We start from the raw sequence: 23,256 nt of genomic DNA on the forward strand, positions 1-23,256 counted from the left end.
AACCCCGCCCTGCGACAACTGGGCAACCGACTCGTCGGCATCCTCCACGGCTGCCTGAAGACCCGAACCTTTTATAACGAGGCCACCGCCTGGGCCCACCACGCGAACCTCACCGCGGCTTGACGCCTAACGCCATGGGATGTCTGACAGCGCGGCAGCGGCGGGTTCGGGGGGGACGGCTCCGCCAACCGCGGACCGCAAGAGCTCGACACGTCCTCCGGCGAGACGCGAGCGCCCGGGCGGACGATGCGTCCTCGACCGCCGCTGTTCGTACATCCGCCCGATTCGGCGGGCACGCCGCCCGCGACATGACAACGGCGCGGGCTGCGGTGCCGAGGTGCGGCACCGGCGCCCGCGCCGTCTCGCCGGGTTCGTTCCGGCCGGATCACTCGATCCGGCCCGTTCGCTACCCGTTCGCGAGGACGAACTTCCTGGTCGTCGGCTCGTACTTCCACAGCACCGGCGGGATAGCGCCGTGCGGTGCGTCCTTGCTGTAGTTCGCCTTGTCGACGAAGCGCGGCAGCGGGAACGCGCCGAGCGAGAAGCCCGCCTGCTGGAACGTCTGGTGGTTGAGGTCCTTGCCGGCCTTCGCGGCGATGGCCTTGAACAACGCCACGTTGCGGCACGCGCCGTCCAGGGAGACCTGCGGTGTCGGCGTGGTGCCCGCGGGAAGCAGGTTCGGGTCGGTGAGCTTGCCCTTGAGGTCGGGGATGGCTGCCTCGACGGTGGCGATGCACTCCTGGAGCTGCGGCTCGTTCCAGTCCAGGTTCGGCGCGATCGCGATGGCGTTCGTCATCGTGGTGTAGTCGTGCTGCGCCGTGTCGTTGATGTACGCGCCGATCGTGTTGGTGTTGGTGAACAGCAGGCGCGGGCGGTAGTCGGTCTTCTCCAACTCCTTGGGCAGGGAAGCCGCCATGCCACCGACCACGACCACCGTGTCGGCACCGGACGCCTCGAACTTCTGGATGAACACGCCGGTCTGCTGGGCGACCGCGGCCGCGTCGCGGAAGTTCGCGTCCAAGATCCCTGTTTCCACGGGGGTGACGCCGAGCTTCCGGAGGGCGGGGACGACGATGTCCTGCACCAGCGACTGTTCGTTCACCACTCCGACGACCGCGACCTTCTTGCCGGCCAAGGCTTCCTTGAACAGGTCGATTCCCGGGCCGACTTCGTCGCCACCGCGCTGGTCGGAGAACCACGGGGCCTGCGCCTGCCCGTAGTTCTTCGCGGTGAGCGGACCGCCGATGACCGCGGTCTTGTTCGTCTGCACGTAGCACAGCGGCTCGTTGGCATTGAGCGTGCCGATCACCGCGAAGACCTTCTCGTCCTGCGTGAGCTTCACGCAGGTCTCCTGCGCCGCCGCCGGCGAGGCGACGTTGATCGCGCCGAAAACCGGTTCGATCTTGCGGCCGCTGATGCCGCCCGCGTCGTTGATCTTCTTGATCAGGGCCCTGTACGTCGCCTCGTAGTCGCCGTGGTCGGACTTGAGGATGTGCTTCACCGCGGTCAGGTCCGGGTAGACGACGCCGATTTTGACGGTGTCCGCGGTCACCCCCGGGGCGACGGCGGCAATCGACGGAGCGCCGGACGCGGCGTTGCTCGTGTCGTCCTTGTCTTCGGCGGCACAGCCGGCGGCGACGAGCGCGGCGGCGGTGGCGAGTACGGCCGCGATGCGGCGTCTCGAACGGAGCGGCGTCATATGCGGGTGGTCCCTCCTGGCCTGGAGATGCGGGTCCCCGGTGAAAGCCTCGTACCGCGCCCCACGACCCCTGGCAGGGCTCGGGGGTGTGTCGAAGCCGGTGCAGTGAGGAGCATCACAGTGCCGGGAGAGGCCGGACGGCCATCGATTGCCACTTGTTGTCGCCCCGCACGTTCTTTTGATGCGCGAACGTGATTTCCGCGAATGCGACCCGTTGTGTCCGCAGAAGAAAGCCGTGCGTGGCGGTCACCGGGTCGTGAAGTCAGGGCCGGGTCAAGGCCCGAGTCAAGGCCCGGGGCCAGGACTCGGGTCAAGGCCCGGGGTCAAGTGCGGGTCAGGGTGCGGTGCCCGTGCGCCGACTCGGGTGAGCCTTCTCGGAACGCGGCGCCGGGGCCCGTTTCAGGTCGCAGGTCGGCGTTGCGGGAGCGGGAAGCTCACGTCCGGCAGCAGTGGCGCCAGGGACCGGTTGCGCCAGGCGGACGCGGTGACGCCCGTGCCGTAGCACAGGTCGTCGGCGAGCCTCAGGACGCTCCACCGGACGACGTCCAATCCCGGCGCGGGGCGGCGGGTCAGCCAGTCCGCGACCACCGGTCCCAGCATGGTCGCGGCCGCGGCTCGGGCGGTCGCGCTGCGGCCCGACGCCGCGAGGCACAGCAGGCCGACCGGCCACCATTCCCGGCGCAGCGCGTGGCCCACGGCGATCGCGTCGGCGCTCAGGCCCTTGGCGACGACGGTGGCGCTCAACGCTGTCGCGGAGGGGGTTCCGGCGAGTCCGCGGCGCAGCAGAGCGGCGGCGAAAACCGCGCTTCCGGCTGCCGGCACGAACTTGCGCCGGGTCAGCAGCGCGAGGGTGACGAGATTCCATCCGGACGCGCGGACCGGAGCAAGTCGGCCGGGGTGGCGGGCGGCGAGGGCCGCGGCGGAGGTCCCGTATTCGTGCCGACGCCGGGCCCAGGCGGTCCAGGCCAGGCGCGGGGTGTGTGCGACGCGTGCCTGGGGCTGGTAGCGGACGTGGTGGCCGCTGTCGTCGAGCCGCCAGACGAAGTCGACGTCCTCTCCCAGCCGCATGTCCTCGTCGAACGCCCGGTCGTCGACCGCGTCGCGGCGCACGATCAGGGTCGCGGTCGGGACGAAGCCGACCTTCCCGCCCGGGCGGACGAGAGCGGGCGCCGTGCCCATGTCGAGGGACGAGCGGGCGCGTTCGTAACGGGCCAGTGCGCCGGTCGCGCACGCGTTCGAGTCGGCTTTGGTACCGGCCTGCGTGAGGTTGTCGGCGCAGTCAGGAACGACGCGCGGTGCGACGGCGGCGACCCGGGGGTCGTCGAAGTACGGGATGAGCGTGTCGAGCCATCCCGCCTCGGGGCGGCAGTCGGAGTCGACGAAAGCCACGAAGGGGCTCCGCGCCAGCGCCAGCCCGGTGTTGCGGGCGGCGGCGGGGCCGCGGTTGGCGGAGTGCCGTACCAGCACGGCTCCGTGGGCGTCGGCGACGTCGCGCAGCGCGGTGGGGTTGGGTGAGCCGTCGTCGACGACGATGACCGGCAGCCCGGCCAACGCCGTGAGGCAGCGGCCGAGTTCGTCGGCACGCCGGTACGCGGGAACCACCACCGTGACCGGGTGCGGGCCGGGCCTCGGGGCGGGCACGGGGTGCGCGAGGCCGCGGTCGAGGAGTTGCCGGGCCAGGGCTCGGCCCAGCGGTGAACCGGGGGCGAGGCCCCGGCGTCCGGCGCGGCGCAGGGCGGAGAGGTGGGGCAGGGCGGCGTCCTTGAACCGGGCGAGCCGCCAGGGGGAGCCGCCGGTCGCCACGCGTCCACCGGCCCACAGGGAGACATTGTCGTCGAGCGCGACTGGCAGTCCGGGCGGCAGCGGCCGGGTCACGGCAGCAGCCTTCCGTGCGCCCCGACCTGCCATCCGTTGATCCGCCGGACGACGTCGGACACCATCGCGTCGAGGATCCGCCGTCCGTCCTCGGAGGTGGCTCCCGTCGGGTCGCCGAGGACGCCGTTCGGTGCGACGAACCGCACGCCGTGCGCCCGGAGTTCGGGCATGATCGCGGCGATCGGCCGACGCTCTCCGGGGGCGGCATGCCGCATCCGCACCTGCTCGGGCGCGAGATGCAGCATGACCGACGTCTCGGTGAATCCCGCGTGCGCGTCGCCGCCCGGGACTTCGCAGGCCACGCCGGCGATGTCGTGGCCCTCGTCGCGGAGTTGGCGGACCACCGCGCCGAGCGTGGCGGTGTTGCCGCCGTGGCCGTTGACGAAGACGACCCGCGAGGCCCACAGCGTGAGGGAGCGCACTTGTTCGACGAGCAGGCTGTGCAGGGCTTCGTGGCCGATCGAGACGGTGCCGGGGAAACCCGCGTGCTCGCCGCTCGCGCCGTAGGCGACTGCCGGTGCCACCAGCGGAGTTCCCGGCAGGGCCGTCGCCGCGTGGTTGGCCACGGCGGTGGCGATCACGGTGTCCGTGGACAACGGCAGGTGCGGTCCGTGCTGCTCGGTGGAGCCAAGGGGCACGAGAACGGCAGGCCTGTCGACCCGGCCGTGCCGGTTGTCCGGCCCGGCCAGGTCGGTCCAGGTGGTGTCGGCGAGTCGCGGGGTCATCTCAGGTGGCTGGGCCCAAGGTTCCGCCGCCGAGGGTCACGGGGAAGCCCGGCGGGATGTACAGGTCGTCCGGCGACAGGTCGCGGACCGAGTTGTGCCCGAGACCGAGCACGGCCGAGTCGAGTCCGCTGCGCATGATGTCGAGGACGTTCTCGACGCCGGCCTGGCCGTTCGCGGCGAGCCCCCACAGGTAGGCGCGGCCGATGAGCACGGCGCGGGCGCCGAGCGCGAGGGCCTTGGCGACGTCGCCGCCGCGTCTGACGCCGCCGTCGAGGAGAATCTCGATCTCGTGGCCGACGGCGTCCGCGATGGCGGGCAGCAGGCGGATCGTGGCGGGCGTGGTGTCGAGGTTGTTGCCGCCGTGGTTGGAGACGGAAATGGCGCTGACGCCGGCGTCGACCGCGCGGCGGGCGTCGTCGACACGGGCCACACCCTTGAGCAGGAAGGGCCGGTCCCCCCACTCGGTACGCATCCACTTCACGTCGTCCCAGCTGGGCGGCGGCGTCTGCATCCACTCGCCGTAGGCGCCGAAGAACGTCGGGGCCTCCCCGTGCGGCGGACGCATGTTGGGAGCCGTGAGGTCGGGGAACCCGCCGCTGCGCGCGAACCGCCACAGCCACCCCGGCCGGGGCACGACCTCGGGTGCCATGCGCACCATCGTGCGCAGGTCGACCTTTTCGGGGATGACGGGGCTGCCCCAGTCGCGGCCGTGCGAGAACGACCAGTCGAGGGTGAGGATGAGTGCCTTGGCCCCGGCTTCGCGGGCGCGTTCGAGGCGGTACAGCATCGCGTCCCGGTCACCGGTCCAGTAGACCTGGTGGAAGACGTTCGGGTTGGCCGCGCAGACCTCTTCGACGGGCTTGCTGGCGAACGAGCTGAGGCCCATGATCACGCCCCGGTTGGCGGCGGCGCGGGCGACGGCGAGTTCGCCGTCGGGGTCGACGGCCTGGACACCGGTCGGCGAGATGACCACCGGCATCGAGGTTTCCACGCCGAGCACGGTGGTGGAGAGGTCGCGTTCGGCGTGGTGCCCGGCCACCTTGGGAGAGAAGCCGAGGTCGGCGAACGCGGCGCTGTTGTCGCCGATCGTTCGGCCGCGCTCGGACCCGGCCAGCAAGGCGCTGTAGACGCTTGCGGGCAGGCGCTTCTTCGCCCGGCGCTGGGCCTCGGCGACCGTCTCGAACCAGGGGTTCCTCATCATGCGGGATGACTCCTCACGGTTGAGTGCTTCAGTCGGCTGGTCACAGCGCGAGCCCGGCGACGGGGTTCTCGTCGCAGGCGGACACGGGCGGACGGCGGGCGATCGTGACCGGGACCGCACGGGAGTGGTCGGCGCCCGGGCGCGGCAAGTGGGTGCGGTCGTCGGGGCGTTCGGCGAGGAGTTGTTCGCCGAAGCCGCGTACGCACTCGGGGTCGGGGCCGTCGAGCGGCAGGCCGGTGAAGAACTTCGCGGCCATGCAGCCGCCTTTGCAGGTGTCGTAGAACGAGCAGGACGCACAGGCGCCTCCGGTCTGCGGCTCGCGCAGCTCGCGGAAGAGCTCGGATGTACGCCACACGCCCGAGAAGCCGCCGGTGTCACGGACGTTCCCCGCCAGGAACTCGTCGTGGATGGCGAACGGGCAGGCGTAGACGTCGCCGACGGGGTCGATCAGGCACACGACCCGCCCGGCACCGCACAGGTTGAGTCCGGGCAGGGATTTGCCGTAGGCCGACAGATGGAAGAAGGAGTCGCCGGTGAGGACTTGGTCTCCGTGGGCGAGCAACCACTCGTAGAGTTCCCGCTGTTGGGCCGCGGTGGGGTGCAGGTCGTCCCAGACGTCCACGCCGCGCCCGGAGGGACGCAGCCGGGTCAGGCGCAGTTGAGCGCCGTAGTGGTCGGCGAGTTCCTTGAACCTGCCGATCTGCGGGATGTTCCGGCGTGTGCACACGACGGACAGCTTGAAGTTCTTCATGCCGGCGTCGGCGAGGTTTGCCATGGCCCGGATCGCGGTGGCGTACGAACCCTCCCCGCGCAGCGCGTCGTTGACGTCCGCGGTGGCGCCGTCGAGGGAGATCTGGACGTCGACGTAGTCGTTCGCGGCGAGGCGCCGGGCGGCGTCGGGGGTGATGCGGACCCCGTTGGTGGAGAACTTCACGCCGACGTGGTGGGCGGTGGCGTAGTCGAGCAGTTCCCAGAAGTCCGGGCGGACGGTGGGTTCCCCGCCGCCGATGTTGACGTAGAAGACCTGCATCGCCTCGAGTTCGTCGATGACGGCCTTCGCCTCGGCGGTGCTGAGCTCGCGCGGGTCGCGGCGCCCGGAGCTGGACAGGCAGTGCGCGCAGGCGAGGTTGCAGGCGTACGTCAGCTCCCAGGTCAGGCATATCGGCGCGTCGAGACCGGCCTCGAAGAGGTCGGTCAGCCGCCGCGGCTCGGTGGCGTGAACGGTCATGCGGCACCCGGTCCTTCGGGTCGTGGCTGGTGGTGGCTCCGGTGGTGGATGGGGCCTTCGGTCGTTGTCAGCGGCAGTGCGGTGCCGCCGCGCCGGGTGGCGATGAGCTCGGCGGCGATCGACACCGCGGTCTCTTCGAGCGTCCGGGCCCCGACATCGAGCCCGATCGGCGCCCGCAGACGCGTCAACTCGGCTTCCGAGACGCCGACTTCGCGCAGCCTGTCGAGGCGTTCGGCGTGCGTGCGGCGGGACCCCATGGCGCCGACGTACGCCACGGGCAGCCGCAGCGCGACCTCCAACAGCGGTACGTCGAACTTCGCTTCGTGGGTGAGGACGACGACGGCGGTGCGCGCGTCGATCTCCGTCGCGGCGAGGTAGCGGTGCGGCCAGTCGACCACCACCTCGTCCGCGTCCGGGAACCGCGCGGGTGTGGCGAACACCGGCCGGGCGTCGCACACCGTCACGCGGTAGCCGAGGAACTTGCCGATGGAGGCGACCGATCGGGCGTAGTCGGTGGCGCCGAAGACCAGCAGCCGGGGCTTGGTGGCGTAGGAGGCGATGAACACCTCCAGGCCCGGACGGCAGCGGACCGAGAGTATCCCGCTCAGGCCGCTGTCGAGCATGGCTCTCGCCTCGGTGACCACGACGGCGTCGACGTCCGCCGAGCCGGTCGTGCCGTGGTGGCCGTCCGGGCGGACGGCGAGGGTCGGACCGGCCCCGTCGAGGAGGTGCGCCACCGCCACGGGTGTGGTGCCCTCGACCGCGCGGACCACGTCGATCGCGGGTGCGGGCTGGACGAACACCTCGATGGTGCCGCCGCAGGTCAGGCCCACTTCGAACGCGGTTTCGTCGGAGTAGCCGAAGCTTTCGCGCACCGCGGTGCCGGTTTCGATGACCTGCCCGCACAGCTCGTAGACCGCGCCTTCGACGCAGCCACCGGACACACTGCCGACCGCTTCGCCGTTCTCGGCGACGGCCATCACCGCTCCGGGCTCGCGCGGGGCGCTTCCGGCCACCGATATCACGGTGGCCAGCGCGTAGCGGATGCCGGCTCGGTGCCACGCGGCGAGGCGTTCGGCGACCTCACGCATGATGCGGGCTCCTCAAGTGGTTTCGACGAGCATGGCCGATCTCGCCAAAGTGGTCAACGCGGCGCGGAATCGGGGCAGTTCGTCGGTGGAAATGCCGCAGCCGTCGCATGCGGCGCGTGCGGAGGGCGCGTCGGGGAGACGGCGTATGACCTCGACCAGCCGACGGTCCTTCAGGAACGACAGGCGGCGTGTGCCGAAGTGGTAGAGCAGCGCCCCGAACGGCTCGGGCCGCATGGAGACCTGCGGGTGCAGGGCCCACGGGCGGTCGAGGTCGATCGCCGTCCGCGCGGGCGGCACGTCCCCGTTGGGCTTCGCCCGACCGTCGCCGTCCTGCTGCCGGTCCGTGCTCCCGTGGTGCCGAGGCGGCCCGGCTGCGTCCCCGGGGGCACCGGGCCCCCGGGACGCGCCGGACCTCTCGCGGGACTCGGGCCTCTCCGGGCCGCCCGGCCCGTACACGGCGTCCGGTCCCGCGGAGTGCTCGTTCGGCCTCTCCGGCATCAGTAGACGCCGCACATGCCGTCGATCGAGACGTCTTCGATCAGCGACTCGGCCAGGGTCTCCTCCGCTGCGGCGTCCGCCGCGGACGTGTCGGGGGTCTCGGCAGTCCGGGCGGTCTCGGCGGCCGGGCTTGCGGCGTCCAGGACCTCGGCTTCGACGACAACGGCGTTCATGCGTGCCTCCTCGTGCTGGTCTGCTGTTGCGGGATCTGCTGTTCTTGCAGTGCGAGAATGTTATTTGCATCGAGTGCCAAAAGGAAGTCCTCACACGTGCGAACCTTGAACGGCGTGCGCATTCCCGACGTACTGGTGGTCGGCGCCGGCGCCGCCGGCTGCGCGCTGGCCGCCCGGCTGAGCGAAGAACGCGACGTGCACGTCATGCTCGTCGAGGCCGGCCCCGTCCCCCGCGACGGCTTTCCCGAACACGCTCTCGACGCCCGGCTCGTTCCCGGCGCCCGGGCGGCCGGTCACGCGTACGTCCGGCCCTGGCCCGCCCAACTCTTCCCCGAACGCCCGTACGGCGCTCCGCGCGGCCGGGTCCTCGGCGGTTCCACCACGGTCAACGGCGGCTACTTCATCCGCGCCCGGCGTACGGACTTCGACCGTTGGGCGTCCGTTGCGCGGGACGAACGCTGGTCCTACCCAAGGGTGTTGCCGTTCCTGCGCGCCCTGGAGACCGACCTCGACGACCCCGATTCGCCCGACCACGGCGGCGACGGCCCGGTTCCCGTGCACCGCCCCAACCGGGACCACCCCGCCGCGACGGCGTTCATGGACGCCGCGCGCGAGCTCGGCCACGCCTCGGAACCGGACAAGAACGCGCAGGCCTCCCCCGGAGTCGGCGCCGTTCCGACGAACACCCGCGACGGCCTGCGGGTCAACGCGGGACTCGCCTACCTGCGCGGGGCGGCGCATCGGCCGAATCTGACCGTGCGCGGCGGATGCACCGTGCTCTCCGTCGTCTTCGAGCACGGCCGTGCGGTCGGCGTGTCTGTCGCGGAGGGCGGGCGCCACGAAGTTCTTCCGGCGGGCGAAGTCGTCATCTGCGCAGGGGCGTTCGGCAGCGCGCACCTGCTGCACCTGTCCGGCGTCGGGCCGTCGGCGCTGCTCGCCGATGCGGGCATCCGCGTCGTATGCGACCTCCCCGCGGTGGGGGCGGCACTCAGCGACCACCCGCAGGTGGCCGTCGACTGGACGCCCCGGCGTCGGCCGCCCGCGCCGGAAGGATCGTGGCTCGGCGCCGCGCTGCACCTGGCCTCGCAGGGCGGGGAAGCCGCCGGGGACCTGGAAATCCTCCAGTCACTCCTGCCGATGGCCGCGCTGACCGGCGGAACCACCGCTGTCGACGTCGGTCGGCCGCTGTCCTTCCTCGTGTCCGTGCAGACACCGCGCCGCGCCGGCAGTCTGCGCACCGTCTCGGCTGACCCGGCGACGCCGCCGCGCATCGACTACGACTACCTGGCCGGCGCCGCCGACCGCAGGCTCCTGCGCGAGGCCGTGCGGGCGGCGGCGGCTGTCGTCGGCACAGCGGCGTTCGCCGAGATCGCGCATCCCTTGTCCGACCCGGTTCCGGCCGTCCTGGACGACGACCGCGCCCTCGACGCGTGGATCCGCGTACGGCTCGGCACCTCGCAGCACACGTGCGGCACCGTTCCCATGGGTCCTTCAGGTGCCGTCGACGCGCACGGTCGGGTGCACGGGCTGCCCGGGCTGCGGGTGGCCGACACGTCCGTGCTGCCGACGGCTCCGCTGCGCGGTCCTGCGGCAACAGCCGTTCTCATCGGGGAACTTGCCGCAGACTCTCTGTTGCGCCGGTGACCGCGTCGAGGCCGGTGGCGATGTGCCGCAGGGCCTGGTCGAGGAACTCGGGCAGGTCGGCTTCGTCGTCGTCAAGCCAGCTTTCGTACGCCGACAACGCGGCGGCCAACGAGGCGTGTCCAATAAGCCGGGGCACCAGGGCGTCGGGAGGCAGACCCGTGCGTTCCGCCGCGAAATCGGTGATGATGCCGCGCCACGTGGCGTAGCGGACGGTCGCGTCGCCCTGAAGGGTGGGCACCCGCAGGATCAGCCGCATCCGCTGCCGGTGCCACGGCACGTCGGCGACATCGAAGCGGTTGAACTCCATGATCGCCTCGCGCAGGACATCCATGACGGGTGCGTCCGCGGCGGAGGCGGCAAGCAACTCCCTCAGCCTGCCGAGGTGTTCCTCGAAATCGCCCCACACGAGGTCGTTCTTGGAAGCGAAGTACCGGAAGAACGTACGGCGGGCGATCCCGGCCGCCGCCGCGATGTCGTCGATCGTGGTGTCGTCGAAGCCGTTGCGTGCGAAGAGCTCGAAACCGAGGCGTTCCAACGAGGCGCGGGACGTGGCAGGCGGCCTGCCCTGCTTGCTCCGACCGCGCGCGGTGCCGGTGGCTTCCATGACGGCCACTCCTCGCGGCGAGTCGACGTCTCCCAACTGAGCAGAACCTTACTCTCGCACCACGGAAGGCCGTGTCTGGGGAAGGAGAGGGGTTCCGTCGCGTTCACAGGCGTGCGGCCCCGGCGGGGGCACGCGTACTCGCCTCGTACCCCGTCTCCCCTCCCCGGCTCACCTGCCCGTCAGCGGCCAGGAGTCGACGTCCTGATAGCGCGTGGGCCCGGACCCCGTGATGCTCTGCACGAGATGGAGGCGGTCCGCTGTCCACCGAGTGCCGGTGAACCCCGAGAGGTCGGCGACCGAATCCCGGAGCGCGAACGCCGCCGCTCGCGCCTCGGGCTCCGGCAACCGGGGTACGCGTGCCAGGGTCAGGTGGCCGTGCCACGGCCGGTCGTCGACGGAAATGCCGCTCTTGACCGCCGCACGGCGGGCTCCGGCGGCAAGTGCCGACAGCGCACGTTTGTCACCGTCGATCCCGGCCCACAGGACGCGGTACCCGAACCGGCCGCCACCGGCCAAGCGCAGCGACTGCGCCGGATGCCGCGACGCGACGCGCGCGAGGCGTTGCGCGAGCACGGCCCGGACGTCGGCGTCGACCTCCCCGAGGAACACCAGAGTCAGATGCCAGCCCCCGGAGTCGGTCCAGCGCAGTTGCGCGTACCGGCCGCGCGCGCGTTCCACGGCGCGCTCCAATTCCGCGACCGCTTCCGTCGGCGGAGTCAGCGCCACGAACAATCGCATCCTGACCCCAATCAGCGCCGACCGGCGCGCACGCCCGACGCCGGACACGGTTGTCGAGGATCCGGTTCGCAGCGAGCATGAGCGTGTTCTCCGTCGATCACCCCGTCGAAAGGCATCCGCTCGTTCACCTCGATCCGTCCCCTCGCCCCTATGCCCGATCCTCGGCCGTCACCGTCTGTTCCGCATCCCGCGGTTCCCGTCTCACGCCGCGGCGGCCACCGGAAAGACGACCACGCATTCGCCTCGATATCCCACGGTGCCTCCACCCGCTGTTACGGGCGGTGACCGCATCGGCCCTCAACCGAAAGGCGTCACGCGTCAATTCGCGAACCCCCCGACGACTTCCGCAGCCCACTCCTCCGCATCGTCGAGTACGGCCGCGAGCGAGTCCGAGGTGGTTCCCAACGCGGCGAACAGGGCCTGCGCACGCACCGCGAAATTCTTCTGTTCCGTGGGAAGTTCGTCCACTCCCTGGACTGCGCCCTTTTCGTTGAACACCCACACACGCGCGTCGGCGTACTGGGCCTGGAGGAGGAGTCCAACCGCGCGGAAGAGACAGCCCGCGACATAAAACGCGTCACCCCGCGACGCGCCCTTGCGGGCCACGGACAAGGTGAACGGCACCTCCCACCGCGCGTTGCCGACGAGTGCCTCGCGCAGCGGCTCCGGATAGTGCCGCAATTCCGCCTGCAATTCGCGCAGTTCATCTCCGGGATCAGCCAGGATGCGCCCCACGGCCAACTCGCCGACATAGGAATGCGAGTACACCCCCAGGGGATGCCCCGCCTGCACTCCGACCTCGAACTTCCCCGCCTGGCACTCCCGCCAGATGCGCCGCACACGGTCCAGGTCGCGGTAGATCCAGTCCACCCGGTGGCCGGCAACCGTCAACCACCCGCCGCCGTCCACCCACGGCCCCCAACCGCCCGGCTCGGTGACCTCGGTCACCTCACCGGTCAACTCGGCCGCAAGCCCCCGCAGCGCGGCCGTGTCCAAGGGCTGCCGGTAGTACAGCCCCAGGTCGAAGTCGGAATCGGGCCGATGCGTGCCTCTCGCACGGCTTCCCCCCAGACATACACCGAGGATGCCCCCGACCTGCGCCAGCCGACCTGCGATCTCCACCAAACGGTCCTCATCCATGCAGAGATCTTGCAAAGGGCCCGGTCCACGCGCGACTGGATTTCCCCGCCGCTTGGCGGAGGCGATCTCGGGCCTGGTGCTGCTGATCGTGGGTTCCGACGCCGCGCGGCCCTCGGCAGTGCTCAGGCGCCGCAGGTCGTGACGTACCGACCGAGTGAGGCGGCCGGGGCTGCTCGAAGGCCGCGCTGACGTCTTGGGCCGCCTTCAGCAGTCCCGCAACGTCGGTGACTGGTTGAGTAGTTGGCCGCGGATCGAAGTGAATGCGGCATAACGCTCGGTGTCGAGGGATTCCGCCGGGAAGACGGCGACGCGGTGGCAGTTCTGGAAGGCGAGGCGGACGCCGAAGTGGCGCTCCATGGAGCCGCGGATGGCGTCGGAGGCGAGCGCGCGGAGAAGTTGGCCGCGTTCGGCCTCGGTGGCGGGCGGCACCTGGTTGTCGGCGAACGGGCCGCCGTCGACCCGCAGTTGCGTCACCAGGGAAGCGACGAGGTTCCAGGCGTATGGAAGGGAATCGCGTACGCAGGCGACGAACTCGGCTTCTTTCACGTCGCCTTGCTCGGCCTTCGCCAGCAGCGCGGTGGGTACGTCGAGGGACATGGTGCCGTCCTTTCGCCGCAACGGCGTTGGCCGTTCCGGTGGTTCGGGTCGTGGCGCGGAGGTGTGCGCGGTCGTCCGCCAGGCATCCCGGGGCCGACCTGGGCCACGCGAAGAAGTTATCGGTAACGATTGTCATCTTCAACCTGGTGAGAGATCTCGCGACGCGGCTCAGTGCTCCGCCTCAAGCGCCCCGGCGATATAAGACGCCGCGAGCAGCGTGAAGATGTACGCCTGCAACCCCTGGATGAAGAGCTCGAACGCGAGCAGGGTGACAACGATGACGAACGACGTACCCGCGAACAAGGCGCCGACCGTGGGCCCCAGCAGGTACCACGACGCGATCGAGAAGGTAACGAGCAGCATGTGGCCGGCGAACATGTTCGCGAACAGCCGCACCGCCAGCGTGAACGGCCGCGTGACGACGATGTGGACGAGCTCCAGCGGCGCGACCAGGACGTAGATCCACTTCGGCAGTCCCGGCGGGAACATCAGGGTGCGGAAGAAGCCCCAAGGGCCCTGGTTCCTCATGCCGAGGTACATGTAGGTCAGCCAGACCAGCCCGACGACCACCGCCGGGTAGGCGATGCGCGACGTCACGGGAAACTGCGCAAGCGGCACCACGGACATCGGGACATCAGGTTCATCGCCCAGTTGACCTCCTCCCCCTCGTGAACGAGGGGGATTCCCCTCGGCCTCGCGGCCGAGCCGCCGCGCATTCACGCGTCGGTTGGGATGTTTCCTGCTTCAGCGACCGTCGCCCGCCCGGGAAGTCTCCCGTTGAGGTCTTACACCGTCTCCACAGGCGGCAACCGCCAGCCCGGCGGCCAGGATGTTCTTCGCCGCGTTCACGTCGCGGTCATGCTCCGCGCCGCAGTCGCACGTCCACACGCGGACGTCCAGCGGCAGGTTCTTCCGGATGGTCCCGCAGTCGGAGCACAGCTTCGAGGAGGGGAACCAGCGGTCGACCACGACGAGTTCGCGGCCGTACCACGCGCACTTGTACTCCAGCATCTCCCGCATGTCCCGCCACGCCGCATCGGAGATCGCGCGCGAGAGGGAATGGTTTTTGACCATGCTGCGGACGGTCAGGTCCTCGATCGCGACCACTTGGTTCTCGTGGACGATCCGAGTCGTGAGCTTGTGCAGGAAGTCCCGCCGCCGGTCGGTGATCCGCGCGTGGACGCGGGCGACCCTCCGGCGGGCCTTGGCGCGGTTGTTCGAGCCCTTCGCCTTCCGGGCGAGTTCCCGCTGCGCCTTGGCGAGGCGTCCGCGGTCGCGGCGCTCGTGCTTCGGGTTGGCGACCTTCTCCCCGGTGGACAGCGTCACCAGCGATGTGATCCCCGCGTCGACGCCGACGGCGGTGCCGGAGGCGGGCGCGGGGGTGACGGTGTCGTCGCACAGCAGCGACACGAACCAGCGCCCCGCCGCGTCGCGGGACACCGTCACCGTCGACGGCACCGCCCCCTCGGGCAGGGGACGGGACCAGCGGATGTCCAACGGGGCGGACATTCTCGCCAACGTCAACCCGCCGTCGCGCCACGTGAACGCGGAGCGGGTGTACTCCGGCCGACGCGCGGGACCTCTTCCGCGACTTGAAACGCGGGTACCTCGCACGGCGGGCGAAAAAGTTCGCGAACGCCTTCTGGAGGTGCCGCAAAGCCTGCTGGAGCGGAACGCTCGACACCTCGGCCAGAAACGCCAGTTCGTCGGTCTTCTTCCACGCCGTGAGTGCGGCGGACGACTGGACGTAGGAGACGCGGCGCTGCTCGCCGTACCAGGCGCGGGTGCGTTCCTCGAGGGCCTTGCTGTAGACGAGACGGACACACCCGAACGTGCGCGACAGCTCCGCCGCCTGCTCGTCCGTGGGATGGAAGCGGTACTTGAACGCCCGCTTCACCTGCTGTGTCACACCTCACATCATACCAGTTCCCCTGTGAGGCACGCGTGTTCGCGTTGCGCTGTGCTCAACGCCGAACCGCCCGGCGGCGGTTCGGCTGCCCCTGACCTGCTCCGCAGGGGCCCGTTTCCTCCCGGCCTGAAGGCCGGGGTATCCACGGAGGAATCCGATGAAGAAGAAGATCGAGAACAGGAAAGGAACGTACGCGTCTCCCCGCCTCCCGATCGTTTCGCGGGCGATGTGGTCGCGTACGAACAAGTAGGCGATCTCGCCCGCGTTCTGGACCCCGCGGGGCACCATCTTGGGGCGCGCGAACGCGACGGTGAAGAAGCCGAGCACCAGGAACGCGCAGAGCAGACACAGCAGCATCGGCTTGGTGACGCCGAACCCGGCGATGGTGAACACGGGCGGGAACTCGAAGACCCCCGGACCGGGCGCCGGAAACCCACACCCCGGGTCGAACAGGTGGCAGTCGATTGCAAGCGCGGTCACCAGGACTCCTCCCCCTGAGTTGATGGTACGACCGTACCAAATAGCGGAGATGGCGCTCTCCCCCGGCTCCGACCGAACCGGTCAACCGGACCGTGGGCCGAAAATGCGATCGAGGTGGTAGGTCACCACGCGCTTCGCCGCCGCCGCGTCGCGTTGCCCCACCAACACGCTCGTCCCGAGACCCGCCGAGATCGCCAACAGCCCGGCCACCTCGGCCGCCGCGTCAAGGTCGCCGGGGACCTCGCCGGCATCCTGCGCAGCGCGCAATTGCCCGACGAGGTGGTTCTCCAGCACATCGGGCCCCTCGACGAACGCGTGCCCCGCCATCGACGGATCGGTGAGCGCGAGGGTGGCATACGCGGTGTAGACGATGTGCATGTTCCGGCTCGCCTCGTCGTCCGGCAGGCCTTCGAAAAGCGTGGCCTCCAGCACCTCGCGCGGCCCCGGGCGGCTTCCCGCGGCACGGACCCGGGCCTGGATCCGCAGGCCGAGCTGTTCGCCGAGGTACCGGTAGGCGTAGAAGAACAGGCGGTCCTTGGAGGCGAAGTAGTACTGGACCAGCCGGACGGACACTCCCGCCTCGGCCGCGACCTCGCGCATCCCCACCGCATGTAGTCCCTGCCTGGCCGCCACCGCGACGAGCGCCTGCGCAATCTGCCGCCGCCGCTCCTCGTGGTCCACCCGTTTCGGCACCGCGCGCCCCTCTTTCCTCGACATTACGGCAACCCATTGTGACATCATGATACGGTTGTGGAATAAACTCTCCTTGGAGGGAAGGGCCCATGGGCGACGGTGGCACCCGGAAGTCGGTCGGCCGGTTCCGCAGGCCGGCTACGCGGGAGCGGTTCCTGGCGGCCTACCGGGCGGCGTTCGCGGCATGGCCCGGTCCGCGCAGGTGCCTCGACATCCCGACCGCCTTCGGCACGACGCACGTCACCCACTACGGCCCGGACACCGGGGACCCGTTCGTGCTCCTGCACGGCCACGGCGCCAACGCGTCGACGTGGGCACCGCAGGTCGCCGCGCTCGGCGCGGAACGACCGGTGTACGCGGTCGACACCATCGACGACCCCGGCGGCAGTGTGCAGACCGCGCCGGTCACCGGCTCGACGGATGCCGCAGCCTGGCTCGACGAGGTGCTTGCCGGCCTCGGCACCGAACGTGCGCACCTGGTCGGCCTTTCCTACGGAGGATGGCTGGCGCTCAATCAGGCCGTGTACGCCTCAGAGCGTTTGGCCACCGTGACCTTGCTCGACCCCGGGGGCCCGCCTCCGCTTCTACGCGAGCACGCTCGGCGGCGCGCTCGCCACCCTGGCACCGCGACGGACCCACCCTTGGTTCGCCGACAAGCTCGCCAACCACGCGCTCGTCATGCCGCGCGAACTGCTGGAACCGGTCATGATCGGCGCCCGGTCGTTCGGTCCGCAGCGCAGCGCGGCGAGGCCGTTCACCGACACCGAACTACGGCGGGCAAGCGTCCCGATGCTCGTTCTGTTGGCCGGGCGCAGCGTGCTCCTTCACCCGGAACGCGCCAGGGACAGAGTGCTGACTTTGGTCCCGCACGCCGAGGTTGAGATCGTCCCCGGCGCCGGACACGGTCTGCCCTTGGAAGCACCCGACCTGGTCAACGAGCGGATTCTGAAGTTCGTCGAAGGCCGCGATCTTGGCTGAGCGCGGGCCGTGGCCGACTGCGCCCGCGGTGGCGCGGCTGGGGATCGCGGGGGTAGCGCGGCGGGGCTGAAACGGGATTTCCGCGAGGTGGCCTGGTTTTGTTGATACTCGGCTGGGGAGAAGTTACGTTCCTCCAGACGAGAATGACATGTTCGGCGGTCGGGGGACTCAGGGCAGGCCGGCGTCCGGTGCGGGCGTCGTTCGGGCGTCGGTTCCGAGTACGGCGGGCGAGCGACCCGCTCGGAACGGGGATCTCGCGTACGACCGATCGAATCGGCACCGCAACCACCATGGAGGTCGGCACCGTGAGCAACGTCAGCGAGGCGAAGGAACTGTACTGGGACCCGATCGACAAGGAGATCGACGTCGACCCGTACCCGGTGTGGAAGCGCATGCGGGAGGAGCAACCGGTCTACCGCAACGACAAGTTCGACTTCTACGCGCTGTCCCGGTTCGCGGACGTAGAGGCGGCGCACCGCGACACGGGAACGTACAGCTCCGCGCACGGCACGGTGCTGGAGATCATGTCGCCGGAGCCCCTGCCGGTGCAGATGATGATCTTCTCCGACCCGCCGGGGCACAAGACGCTGCGGGCGCTGGTGTCCCGGGCGTTCACCGTGCGCCGCGTGGCCGCGTTGGAGGAGTACATCCGCGCGCTCTGCGTCGAGATGCTCGAACCCCGGGTCGGGACGGGCGGCTTCGACTATGTGCAGGACTTCGCGGCGCGGCTGCCCTCGGAGGTCATCTCCGAGCTGATCGGTGTGGACCCGGCGGATCGCGAGGAGGTCCGGAAGACCATCGACCAGACCTTCCACATCGAGCCGGGCGCGGGCATGGTCAACGATGTGTCGTTCGCGGCCCAGGTGAAGCTGCACACGTACTTCACCGAGCAGATCGACATCCGGCGCCGGTCGCCGCGCGACGACATGATGACCGGCCTCGTCGACGCCGAGGTGGCGACGGAGGAGGGCACGCGCCGGCTGAACACCGACGAGGCCGCGACGATCATCAACGAGATGGTCGCCGCGGGGACCGAGACGGTCGTGCGCCTCCTCGGGTGGGCGTGCACACTGCTCGACGCCCATCCCGACCAGCGGGCGCTGCTGGCGTCGGATCCGTCGCTGATCAAGAACGCGGTCGAGGAGACCCTGCGGTACGAGGCGCCGTCACCGGTGCAGGGCCGCGTCGTGACCCGGGATGTGGAACTGCACGGGACGGTGATCCCGGAGCGTTCGAAGGTCCTGCTGCTCACCGCCTCGGCCAACCGCGACCCGGCGATGTACGACGACCCCGACCGCTACGACGTCCGACGGCGCTTCGACGGTCACGTCTCCTTCGGCCACGGCGTCCACTTCTGCCTCGGCGCGGCGCTGGCCCGGTTGGAGGGGCGTGTGGCGCTGGAGGAGACGCTGAAGCGGTTCCCGGACTGGGACGTGGACCACGACCGTGCGGTCCGGCTGCACACCAGCACGGTGCGCGGGTACGAGCGGCTGCCGATCCGTATCTGAGCCGTCCGCCTGCGCGCCGGGCGGCCGGCGCAGGCGGATACACGCTGCCTACGCGTGCTTCCGTTACGGCCCGCCCGCGCCACCCGTGCCGTGACTTGGCTCGGTGGGCGGGCCCCCGCCGCCGGGATGGGGACTCCGGTGTCTTTCGGCGGCGGGGGTGTTCCGTATCCCCGCTGTGGCGATCATCGCGTGGTCTCGGCGTCCCGCACATTGCCGAAGTCCGGCAGTATTGACGCGGCCCCGCATGCCCGCCCGCCCCCGCCCCTCGGCGACCGGCGGTGCGTCGTGCGTGCCTGAGCGAGTGTCATGAACGCTGCGGCAGACGGGAGTTTCGAGGATGCGGAGAGTCGCCGCGGAGGAGTATCTCGACGGCTTCGACGCGATCCTCGCGGAGGTCTCCCGCACCGGGCGCCGCATGACGCGGCAAGAGCTGGACCAGCGCGGCGAGTTGGGCGAGCGGGCGGCCGAGGACGGGGTCAGCCAGCGGCAGGTCGTCTCCGCGTACGTCACGGCCGCGCGTGAGGCGTGGTCCGGTCTGCCCGGCGTCCGGCAGGGCGCAACGGCCCGTGATGTCACGGTGGTTGCGGAGAGCGTGCTCGACGCGCTCGGACAGGCGGTGGAGGCGGTCTGCGCGGGCCACTCGCGCGCCCAGGTGTTGGCGGTGCGTCAGGAGGTAGCCGCGCGACGGGAGTTCGTCGACGACCTGCTGTACGGCCGCAGCGACCTGGGGCGACTTGCCGAACGGGCCGAACGATTCGGGTTGCGGCTGGCCCACGACCACGTGGTGGCCGTGGCCGTCGGGCCGGAGCCGTACGGTGACACCCACCGCGTCACGCGGCAGGTCGAGAGCGCGCTGACCGCCCGGTTCGGGGACCGGCGCATCCTCCTGACCACCAAGGACGGCCGCCTGGTGTGCATCGCACCCGGCTCTCGCGACGACATGGTGACCTGTTTCGCGGAGCAGGCGCGCGCGGCCGCGGGCGGCGGTTCGGTGGCGATCGGCCGCGCCCACCGCGGGCCCGGCGGTGTCGTGCACTCCTACGAAGAAGCACTCGGCGCACTCGACTTGGCGGCCCGGATGCCGCTCGGCAACCCCATCCTGCGCGCGGCGGACCTGCTGGTCTTCCCCGTATTGACCCGGGACCGCCAGGCGATGGCCGATCTGGTGCGCACGAAGCTCGGCCCGCTGCGCTCCGCACGCGGGGGCGCGGAACCGCTGCTGGAAACGCTGTGGGTGTACTTCGAGGCCGGCTGCGTGTCCACCGAGGCGGCGCGGCGGCTGCGGCTGAGCGTACGTGCGCTCACGTACCGCCTGGAACGCATCAAGACCCTCACCGGCGCGGACCCGGCCGACCCGCTCCAGCGCTACATGCTGCACACGGCGGTGATCGGAGCGAAGCTCCTCGACTGGCCGGCCCGGGACCTGTGACCGCGCCATGACGGCGGGACGGCGCCTCCCGAGGGAACGCCGTTCCCGGCCCCTGGCAAGCAGTTTTCGCGAAAACCGGCCGAGATGACTCTTGGCCCATAATTCGTCAGGAAACTTTCCCAAAGCCTTGTTCTCGCAGGACAGAATGATATTCTCCCCCCGCGCAGACAACGTTCACGCCGCACCGCCGGCGCGGCGGCCAGGGCCGAGGGGTGGAACGCTGACGTGACGCTGCCGATGACACCGACGTGGCATGCCGAACACACGCCCGACGCGGCAGCCCTCATCATGGGGGCGAGCGGGGAAGTCACCACGTACGCCGAGCTCGAAGAGCGATCCACCCGGTTCGCGCGAGCGCTGCGCAACCGGGGCGTGGCGGCCGGCGGGCAGATCGCGATCCTCATGGAGAACAACCGCCAGTACCTGGAGATCGCCTGGGCCGGCCAGCGCTCGGGGTTGCGCTACACCGCGATCAACAACCACCTGCGCCCGGCAGAGGTGCAGTACGTCCTCGACGACTGTGGGGCGACCGCGCTCATCGCGTCGGAGTCGATGGCCTCGGTCGTCGCCGGGCTCGACCTGTCGCGGATCACGGTGCGCGTCTCCGCGGCCGGTGATCTGCCCGGCTTCGAGCGTTACGACGACGTGCTGGCCGCCACGCCCCCGGGGCCGCCGGCGGACGAGCGCGAGGGCCGGGAGATGATCTACTCGTCCGGCACCACGGGGTGGCCGAAAGGGATACGCAAGGAGCTGTCCGACAAGCCGTTCGGCGATCCGTCGTCGGTCCCCGTGCAGGTGGCCGAGGGCATCCGCGTGAACGGCGGCGTCCCGGACGTGTACCTCTCCCCCGCCCCGATGTACCACTCGGCGCCGCTCGTCTTCTCCATGTCGCTGCAACGCCTCGGCGCGACGGTCGTCGTGATGGAGCGGTTCGACGCACGCCTGTGCCTCGAACTCATCGAACGCCACCGGGTGACCCATGCACAGTTCGTGCCGACGATGTTCGTACGCCTGCTCCGCCTGCCCCGCGCCGAGCGCGAGCGCTACGACCTGTCGAGCCTGAAGTTCGTGATGCACGGCGCCGCGCCCTGCCCCGTCGCCGTCAAGCGCCGGATGATCGACTGGTGGGGGCCGATCATCCACGAGTACTACAGCGGCACCGAGGACGTCGGCAGCACGTACATCTCCCCCACCGAATGGCTCGCCCATCCCGGGTCGGTGGGCCGCCCGCTTCAGGTGTGCCACATCGTCGGCGACGACGGCGAGGAGGTGCCGGTCGGGCAGCAGGGCGTCGTGTACTTCGAAGGCGGCAGGTCGTTCGAGTACCACAACGACCCCGACAAGACGGCATCCGTACGCGACAAGCACGGGTGGCAGACGCTCGGCGACATCGGCTACCTGGACGAGGACGGCTACCTCTACCTGACCGACCGCCAGGCGCACATGATCATCTCGGGCGGCGTGAACATCTACCCGCAGGAAGCCGAGAACGTCCTTGCCGGACACCCCGCGATCGCGGACGTCGCGGTGATCGGGGTACCCGATCCGGAGATGGGCGAGGCCGTCAAAGCCGTCGTCCAGGTCGCGGACGCGGTTCCCGGGCCCGAGCTGGCAGCGGACCTTCTGGCCTACTGCCGGGCGGAGTTGGCCACGTACAAATGCCCGCGCAGCATCGACTTCGTCGACGAACTCCCACGCGACCCGAACGGCAAGCTCTACAAGCGGCTGCTGCGCGAACGCTATTGGGACGGACACGAATCACGGGTGATCTGACACTCGGCCACGGCCGACTCACCCCGCGGTATCGGGACCGCGTACACGAACCACCTTGAGCACGAAATGGGGAACCTGTGACTGCATCCGAGAAGACCGTCCCGACGCTGGACGCCGAGCAGACCGCCCGGCTCGCGGCGTGGATGGATGCCGCCGGACTGGCCGGGGCCGGAGCGCCGCTGGAGTCCCGCTTCATCTCCGGGGGCGCGCAGAACGAGATCTACGAAGTCACGCGCGGCGACTTCCGATGCGCGATGCGCATCCCGCCCTCCACCGCCCCGGCCGACCGCGACAAGGGCATCCTCCGCGAGTGGCGCATCATCGAGGCGCTCAACGGCACCGACGTACCGCACACCGACGCCGTCGCGGTCTGCGACGACAAGTCCGTCCTCGGCCGCACCTTCTACCTCATGGGCTTCGTCGACGGCTGGTCACCGATGAGCCTGCCCGGCGGACCGCGCTGGGCCGAGCCGTTCGACAAGGACGCCGAGGCTCGCGCCGGCCTGGGCTACCAACTCGCCGAGGGCGCAGCCCTGTTGTCCAAGGTCGACTGGAAAGCCAAGGGCCTCGCCGACCTCGGCCGTCCCGAGGGCTTCCACGAACGCCAGGTCGACCGCTGGACGGCCTTCCTCGACCGCATCAAGGGCCGCGAGATCCCCGGCTTCGACGAGGCCTCCGCGTGGCTCCGCGCCCACCGCCCGATCGACTTCGTCCCCGGACTCATGCACGGCGACTACCAGTTCGCCAACGTCATGTACGCCCACGACGCCCCGGCCCGCCTGGCCGCCATCGTCGACTGGGAAATGGGCACCGTCGGCGACCCCAAAATCGACCTCGCCTGGCTCCTGGAACGCTGGCCCGAGGACACCAGCGCCCCGGAAGCCGCCACCTGCAGCTACGTCGACATGACCGGCATGCCCTCCCGCTCGACCATCATCGCCCACTACGCCGAGGTCTCCGGCCGCCAGGTCGACGACATCGACTACTACCTCATCCTCGCCAAGTGGAAGCTCGCCATCGTCCTCGAACAAGGCTTCCAACGCGCCGGCAACAACCCCACCCTCCAAATGTTCGGCCCCATGGTCCTCGACCTGATGAAGGAATCCGCCGACCTCGCCGCAACAACGGACTACCGGCACTGAGCACCTGAGTTGCCTCAGATGCCTCGTCGAGATCGCGAAATCCCGCGCACGTGCGCGGGATTTCGCGATCTCGACGAGGCATCTGAGGCAACTCAGGTGCTCAGTGCCGGTAGTCCGTTGTTGCGGCGAGG

The 23,256-nt window shown here is 70.3% G+C and carries 21 protein-coding genes and 2 pseudogenes; 7 read left to right on the forward strand and 16 right to left on the reverse strand.

All coding sequences use genetic code 11. The features are described from left to right. Nucleotides 1-406: 406 nt before the first annotated feature. From ACRX5W_RS30425 to mftA, 8 genes are all read right to left on the reverse strand, one after another. Nucleotides 407-1,699 (reverse strand): ABC transporter substrate-binding protein, encoded by a 1,293-nt coding sequence (locus ACRX5W_RS30425; RefSeq protein ID WP_436791601.1) that lies wholly within the window; start codon nt 1,697-1,699, stop codon nt 407-409. A gap of 399 nt (nt 1,700-2,098) precedes the next feature. Next, entirely contained in the window at nt 2,099-3,574 is a 1,476-nt protein-coding gene (gene mftF, locus ACRX5W_RS30430; protein WP_436791602.1) for a mycofactocin biosynthesis glycosyltransferase MftF, read from the reverse strand. Beyond that, a complete protein-coding gene (mftE, locus tag ACRX5W_RS30435; protein ID WP_436791603.1) occupies nt 3,571-4,299 on the reverse strand; it encodes a mycofactocin biosynthesis peptidyl-dipeptidase MftE in 729 nt (242 codons plus the stop codon). The genes mftF and mftE overlap by 4 nt, the downstream gene beginning before the upstream one ends. A 1-nt stretch (nt 4,300) precedes the next feature. Continuing rightward, nucleotides 4,301-5,500, reverse strand: a complete 1,200-nt coding sequence (mftD, locus tag ACRX5W_RS30440; RefSeq protein ID WP_436791604.1) for a pre-mycofactocin synthase MftD — start codon at nt 5,498-5,500, stop codon at nt 4,301-4,303. A 40-nt stretch (nt 5,501-5,540) separates the two neighbouring features. Continuing rightward, nucleotides 5,541-6,728: a mycofactocin radical SAM maturase gene (gene mftC / locus ACRX5W_RS30445; protein WP_436791605.1), complete on the reverse strand. Its 1,188-nt coding sequence runs from the start codon at nt 6,726-6,728 to the stop codon at nt 5,541-5,543. Next, complete coding sequence (locus tag ACRX5W_RS30450) at nt 6,725-7,819, reverse strand: XdhC family protein (RefSeq protein WP_436791606.1); 1,095 nt, start codon at nt 7,817-7,819, stop codon at nt 6,725-6,727. Before ACRX5W_RS30450 ends, mftC begins: the two co-directional genes overlap by 4 nt. A 12-nt stretch (nt 7,820-7,831) precedes the next feature. Beyond that, nucleotides 7,832-8,317: a mycofactocin biosynthesis chaperone MftB gene (gene mftB / locus ACRX5W_RS30455; protein WP_436791607.1), complete on the reverse strand. Its 486-nt coding sequence runs from the start codon at nt 8,315-8,317 to the stop codon at nt 7,832-7,834. After that, nucleotides 8,317-8,490, reverse strand: coding sequence for a mycofactocin precursor MftA (gene mftA / locus ACRX5W_RS30460; RefSeq protein WP_436791608.1), 174 nt, complete (start codon nt 8,488-8,490; stop codon nt 8,317-8,319). The genes mftB and mftA overlap by 1 nt, the downstream gene beginning before the upstream one ends. A gap of 96 nt (nt 8,491-8,586) precedes the next feature. On the opposite strand from mftA, the gene mftG reads away from it, so the two are divergent. Then, complete coding sequence (gene mftG, locus ACRX5W_RS30465) at nt 8,587-10,134, forward strand: mycofactocin dehydrogenase MftG (RefSeq protein WP_436791609.1); 1,548 nt, start codon at nt 8,587-8,589, stop codon at nt 10,132-10,134. On the opposite strand, the gene mftR is transcribed toward mftG, so the two are convergent. From mftR to ACRX5W_RS30505, 8 genes and pseudogenes are all read right to left on the reverse strand, one after another. After that, on the reverse strand, nt 10,094-10,738 hold the full coding sequence (gene mftR / locus ACRX5W_RS30470; RefSeq protein ID WP_436791610.1) for a mycofactocin system transcriptional regulator: 645 nt from the start codon (nt 10,736-10,738) through the stop codon (nt 10,094-10,096). The two genes, mftG and mftR, sit on opposite strands and share 41 nt — an antisense overlap. Nucleotides 10,739-10,906: 168 nt before the next feature. Further along, nucleotides 10,907-11,476: an RNA 2',3'-cyclic phosphodiesterase gene (gene thpR / locus ACRX5W_RS30475; RefSeq protein WP_436791611.1), complete on the reverse strand. Its 570-nt coding sequence runs from the start codon at nt 11,474-11,476 to the stop codon at nt 10,907-10,909. 318 nt (nt 11,477-11,794) lie between these two features. After that, complete coding sequence (locus tag ACRX5W_RS30480) at nt 11,795-12,616, reverse strand: nucleotidyltransferase domain-containing protein (protein WP_436791612.1); 822 nt, start codon at nt 12,614-12,616, stop codon at nt 11,795-11,797. A gap of 204 nt (nt 12,617-12,820) precedes the next feature. Then, nucleotides 12,821-13,213, reverse strand: a complete 393-nt coding sequence (locus tag ACRX5W_RS30485) for an SCO5389 family protein (RefSeq protein ID WP_436791613.1) — start codon at nt 13,211-13,213, stop codon at nt 12,821-12,823. Nucleotides 13,214-13,381: 168 nt separating this feature from the next. After that, nucleotides 13,382-13,840 carry a F0F1 ATP synthase subunit A gene (locus ACRX5W_RS30490; protein ID WP_436791614.1) on the reverse strand — a complete coding sequence of 153 codons (459 nt, stop codon included), beginning with the start codon at nt 13,838-13,840 and terminating at the stop codon, nt 13,382-13,384. Between the two features lie 13 nt (nt 13,841-13,853). Further along, nucleotides 13,854-15,122, reverse strand: a pseudogene (locus ACRX5W_RS30495) (RNA-guided endonuclease InsQ/TnpB family protein). Nucleotides 15,123-15,125: 3 nt separating this feature from the next. Next, nucleotides 15,126-15,602 (reverse strand): F0F1 ATP synthase subunit A, encoded by a 477-nt coding sequence (locus tag ACRX5W_RS30500; protein WP_436791615.1) that lies wholly within the window; start codon nt 15,600-15,602, stop codon nt 15,126-15,128. Nucleotides 15,603-15,683: 81 nt separating this feature from the next. Then, nucleotides 15,684-16,295: a TetR/AcrR family transcriptional regulator gene (locus ACRX5W_RS30505; protein ID WP_436791616.1), complete on the reverse strand. Its 612-nt coding sequence runs from the start codon at nt 16,293-16,295 to the stop codon at nt 15,684-15,686. An 89-nt stretch (nt 16,296-16,384) separates the two neighbouring features. Between ACRX5W_RS30505 and ACRX5W_RS30510 the strand changes: the two are divergent. The 6 genes and pseudogenes from ACRX5W_RS30510 to ACRX5W_RS30535 form a co-directional block, all read left to right on the forward strand. Then, a pseudogene (locus ACRX5W_RS30510) lies at nt 16,385-16,972 on the forward strand (alpha/beta fold hydrolase); the annotation flags it as partial. Nucleotide 16,973: 1 nt separating this feature from the next. Next, nucleotides 16,974-17,273: an alpha/beta fold hydrolase gene (locus ACRX5W_RS30515; protein ID WP_436791638.1), complete on the forward strand. Its 300-nt coding sequence runs from the start codon at nt 16,974-16,976 to the stop codon at nt 17,271-17,273. Between the two features lie 305 nt (nt 17,274-17,578). Next, nucleotides 17,579-18,781 carry a cytochrome P450 gene (locus ACRX5W_RS30520; protein ID WP_436791617.1) on the forward strand — a complete coding sequence of 401 codons (1,203 nt, stop codon included), beginning with the start codon at nt 17,579-17,581 and terminating at the stop codon, nt 18,779-18,781. 337 nt (nt 18,782-19,118) lie between these two features. Next, the gene (locus tag ACRX5W_RS30525) at nt 19,119-20,210 is read left to right on the forward strand and encodes a PucR family transcriptional regulator (protein WP_436791618.1); all 1,092 of its coding nucleotides are present in this window, start codon (nt 19,119-19,121) and stop codon (nt 20,208-20,210) included. Between the two features lie 225 nt (nt 20,211-20,435). Next, on the forward strand, nt 20,436-21,983 hold the full coding sequence (locus ACRX5W_RS30530; RefSeq protein ID WP_436791619.1) for an acyl-CoA synthetase: 1,548 nt from the start codon (nt 20,436-20,438) through the stop codon (nt 21,981-21,983). Between the two features lie 77 nt (nt 21,984-22,060). Next, a complete protein-coding gene (locus ACRX5W_RS30535) occupies nt 22,061-23,125 on the forward strand; it encodes a phosphotransferase family protein (protein WP_436791620.1) in 1,065 nt (354 codons plus the stop codon). The last annotated feature ends 131 nt before the right edge of the window (nt 23,126-23,256 follow it).

Source organism: Yinghuangia sp. YIM S10712 (assembly GCF_051388935.1).
Taxonomy (GTDB): Bacteria; Actinomycetota; Actinomycetes; order Streptomycetales; family Streptomycetaceae; genus Yinghuangia.

What these genes read in the sequence shown, in the direction of transcription:
- ACRX5W_RS30490 (WP_436791614.1), bottom strand. Translation starts at nt 13,840, where the DNA reads ATGTCCGTGGTGCCGCTTGCGCAGTTTCCCGTGACGTCGCGCATCGCC.
- ACRX5W_RS30525 (WP_436791618.1), top strand. Translation starts at nt 19,119, where the DNA reads ATGCGGAGAGTCGCCGCGGAGGAGTATCTCGACGGCTTCGACGCGATC.
- mftR (WP_436791610.1), bottom strand. Translation starts at nt 10,738, where the DNA reads ATGGAAGCCACCGGCACCGCGCGCGGTCGGAGCAAGCAGGGCAGGCCG.
- mftB (WP_436791607.1), bottom strand. Translation starts at nt 8,317, where the DNA reads ATGCCGGAGAGGCCGAACGAGCACTCCGCGGGACCGGACGCCGTGTAC.
- mftE (WP_436791603.1), bottom strand. Translation starts at nt 4,299, where the DNA reads ATGACCCCGCGACTCGCCGACACCACCTGGACCGACCTGGCCGGGCCG.
- thpR (WP_436791611.1), bottom strand. Translation starts at nt 11,476, where the DNA reads ATGCGATTGTTCGTGGCGCTGACTCCGCCGACGGAAGCGGTCGCGGAA.
- ACRX5W_RS30485 (WP_436791613.1), bottom strand. Translation starts at nt 13,213, where the DNA reads ATGTCCCTCGACGTACCCACCGCGCTGCTGGCGAAGGCCGAGCAAGGC.
- ACRX5W_RS30425 (WP_436791601.1), bottom strand. Translation starts at nt 1,699, where the DNA reads ATGACGCCGCTCCGTTCGAGACGCCGCATCGCGGCCGTACTCGCCACC.
- mftC (WP_436791605.1), bottom strand. Translation starts at nt 6,728, where the DNA reads ATGACCGTTCACGCCACCGAGCCGCGGCGGCTGACCGACCTCTTCGAG.
- ACRX5W_RS30515 (WP_436791638.1), top strand. Translation starts at nt 16,974, where the DNA reads ATGCCGCGCGAACTGCTGGAACCGGTCATGATCGGCGCCCGGTCGTTC.
- mftA (WP_436791608.1), bottom strand. Translation starts at nt 8,490, where the DNA reads ATGAACGCCGTTGTCGTCGAAGCCGAGGTCCTGGACGCCGCAAGCCCG.
- ACRX5W_RS30450 (WP_436791606.1), bottom strand. Translation starts at nt 7,819, where the DNA reads ATGCGTGAGGTCGCCGAACGCCTCGCCGCGTGGCACCGAGCCGGCATC.
- mftD (WP_436791604.1), bottom strand. Translation starts at nt 5,500, where the DNA reads ATGATGAGGAACCCCTGGTTCGAGACGGTCGCCGAGGCCCAGCGCCGG.
- ACRX5W_RS30480 (WP_436791612.1), bottom strand. Translation starts at nt 12,616, where the DNA reads ATGGATGAGGACCGTTTGGTGGAGATCGCAGGTCGGCTGGCGCAGGTC.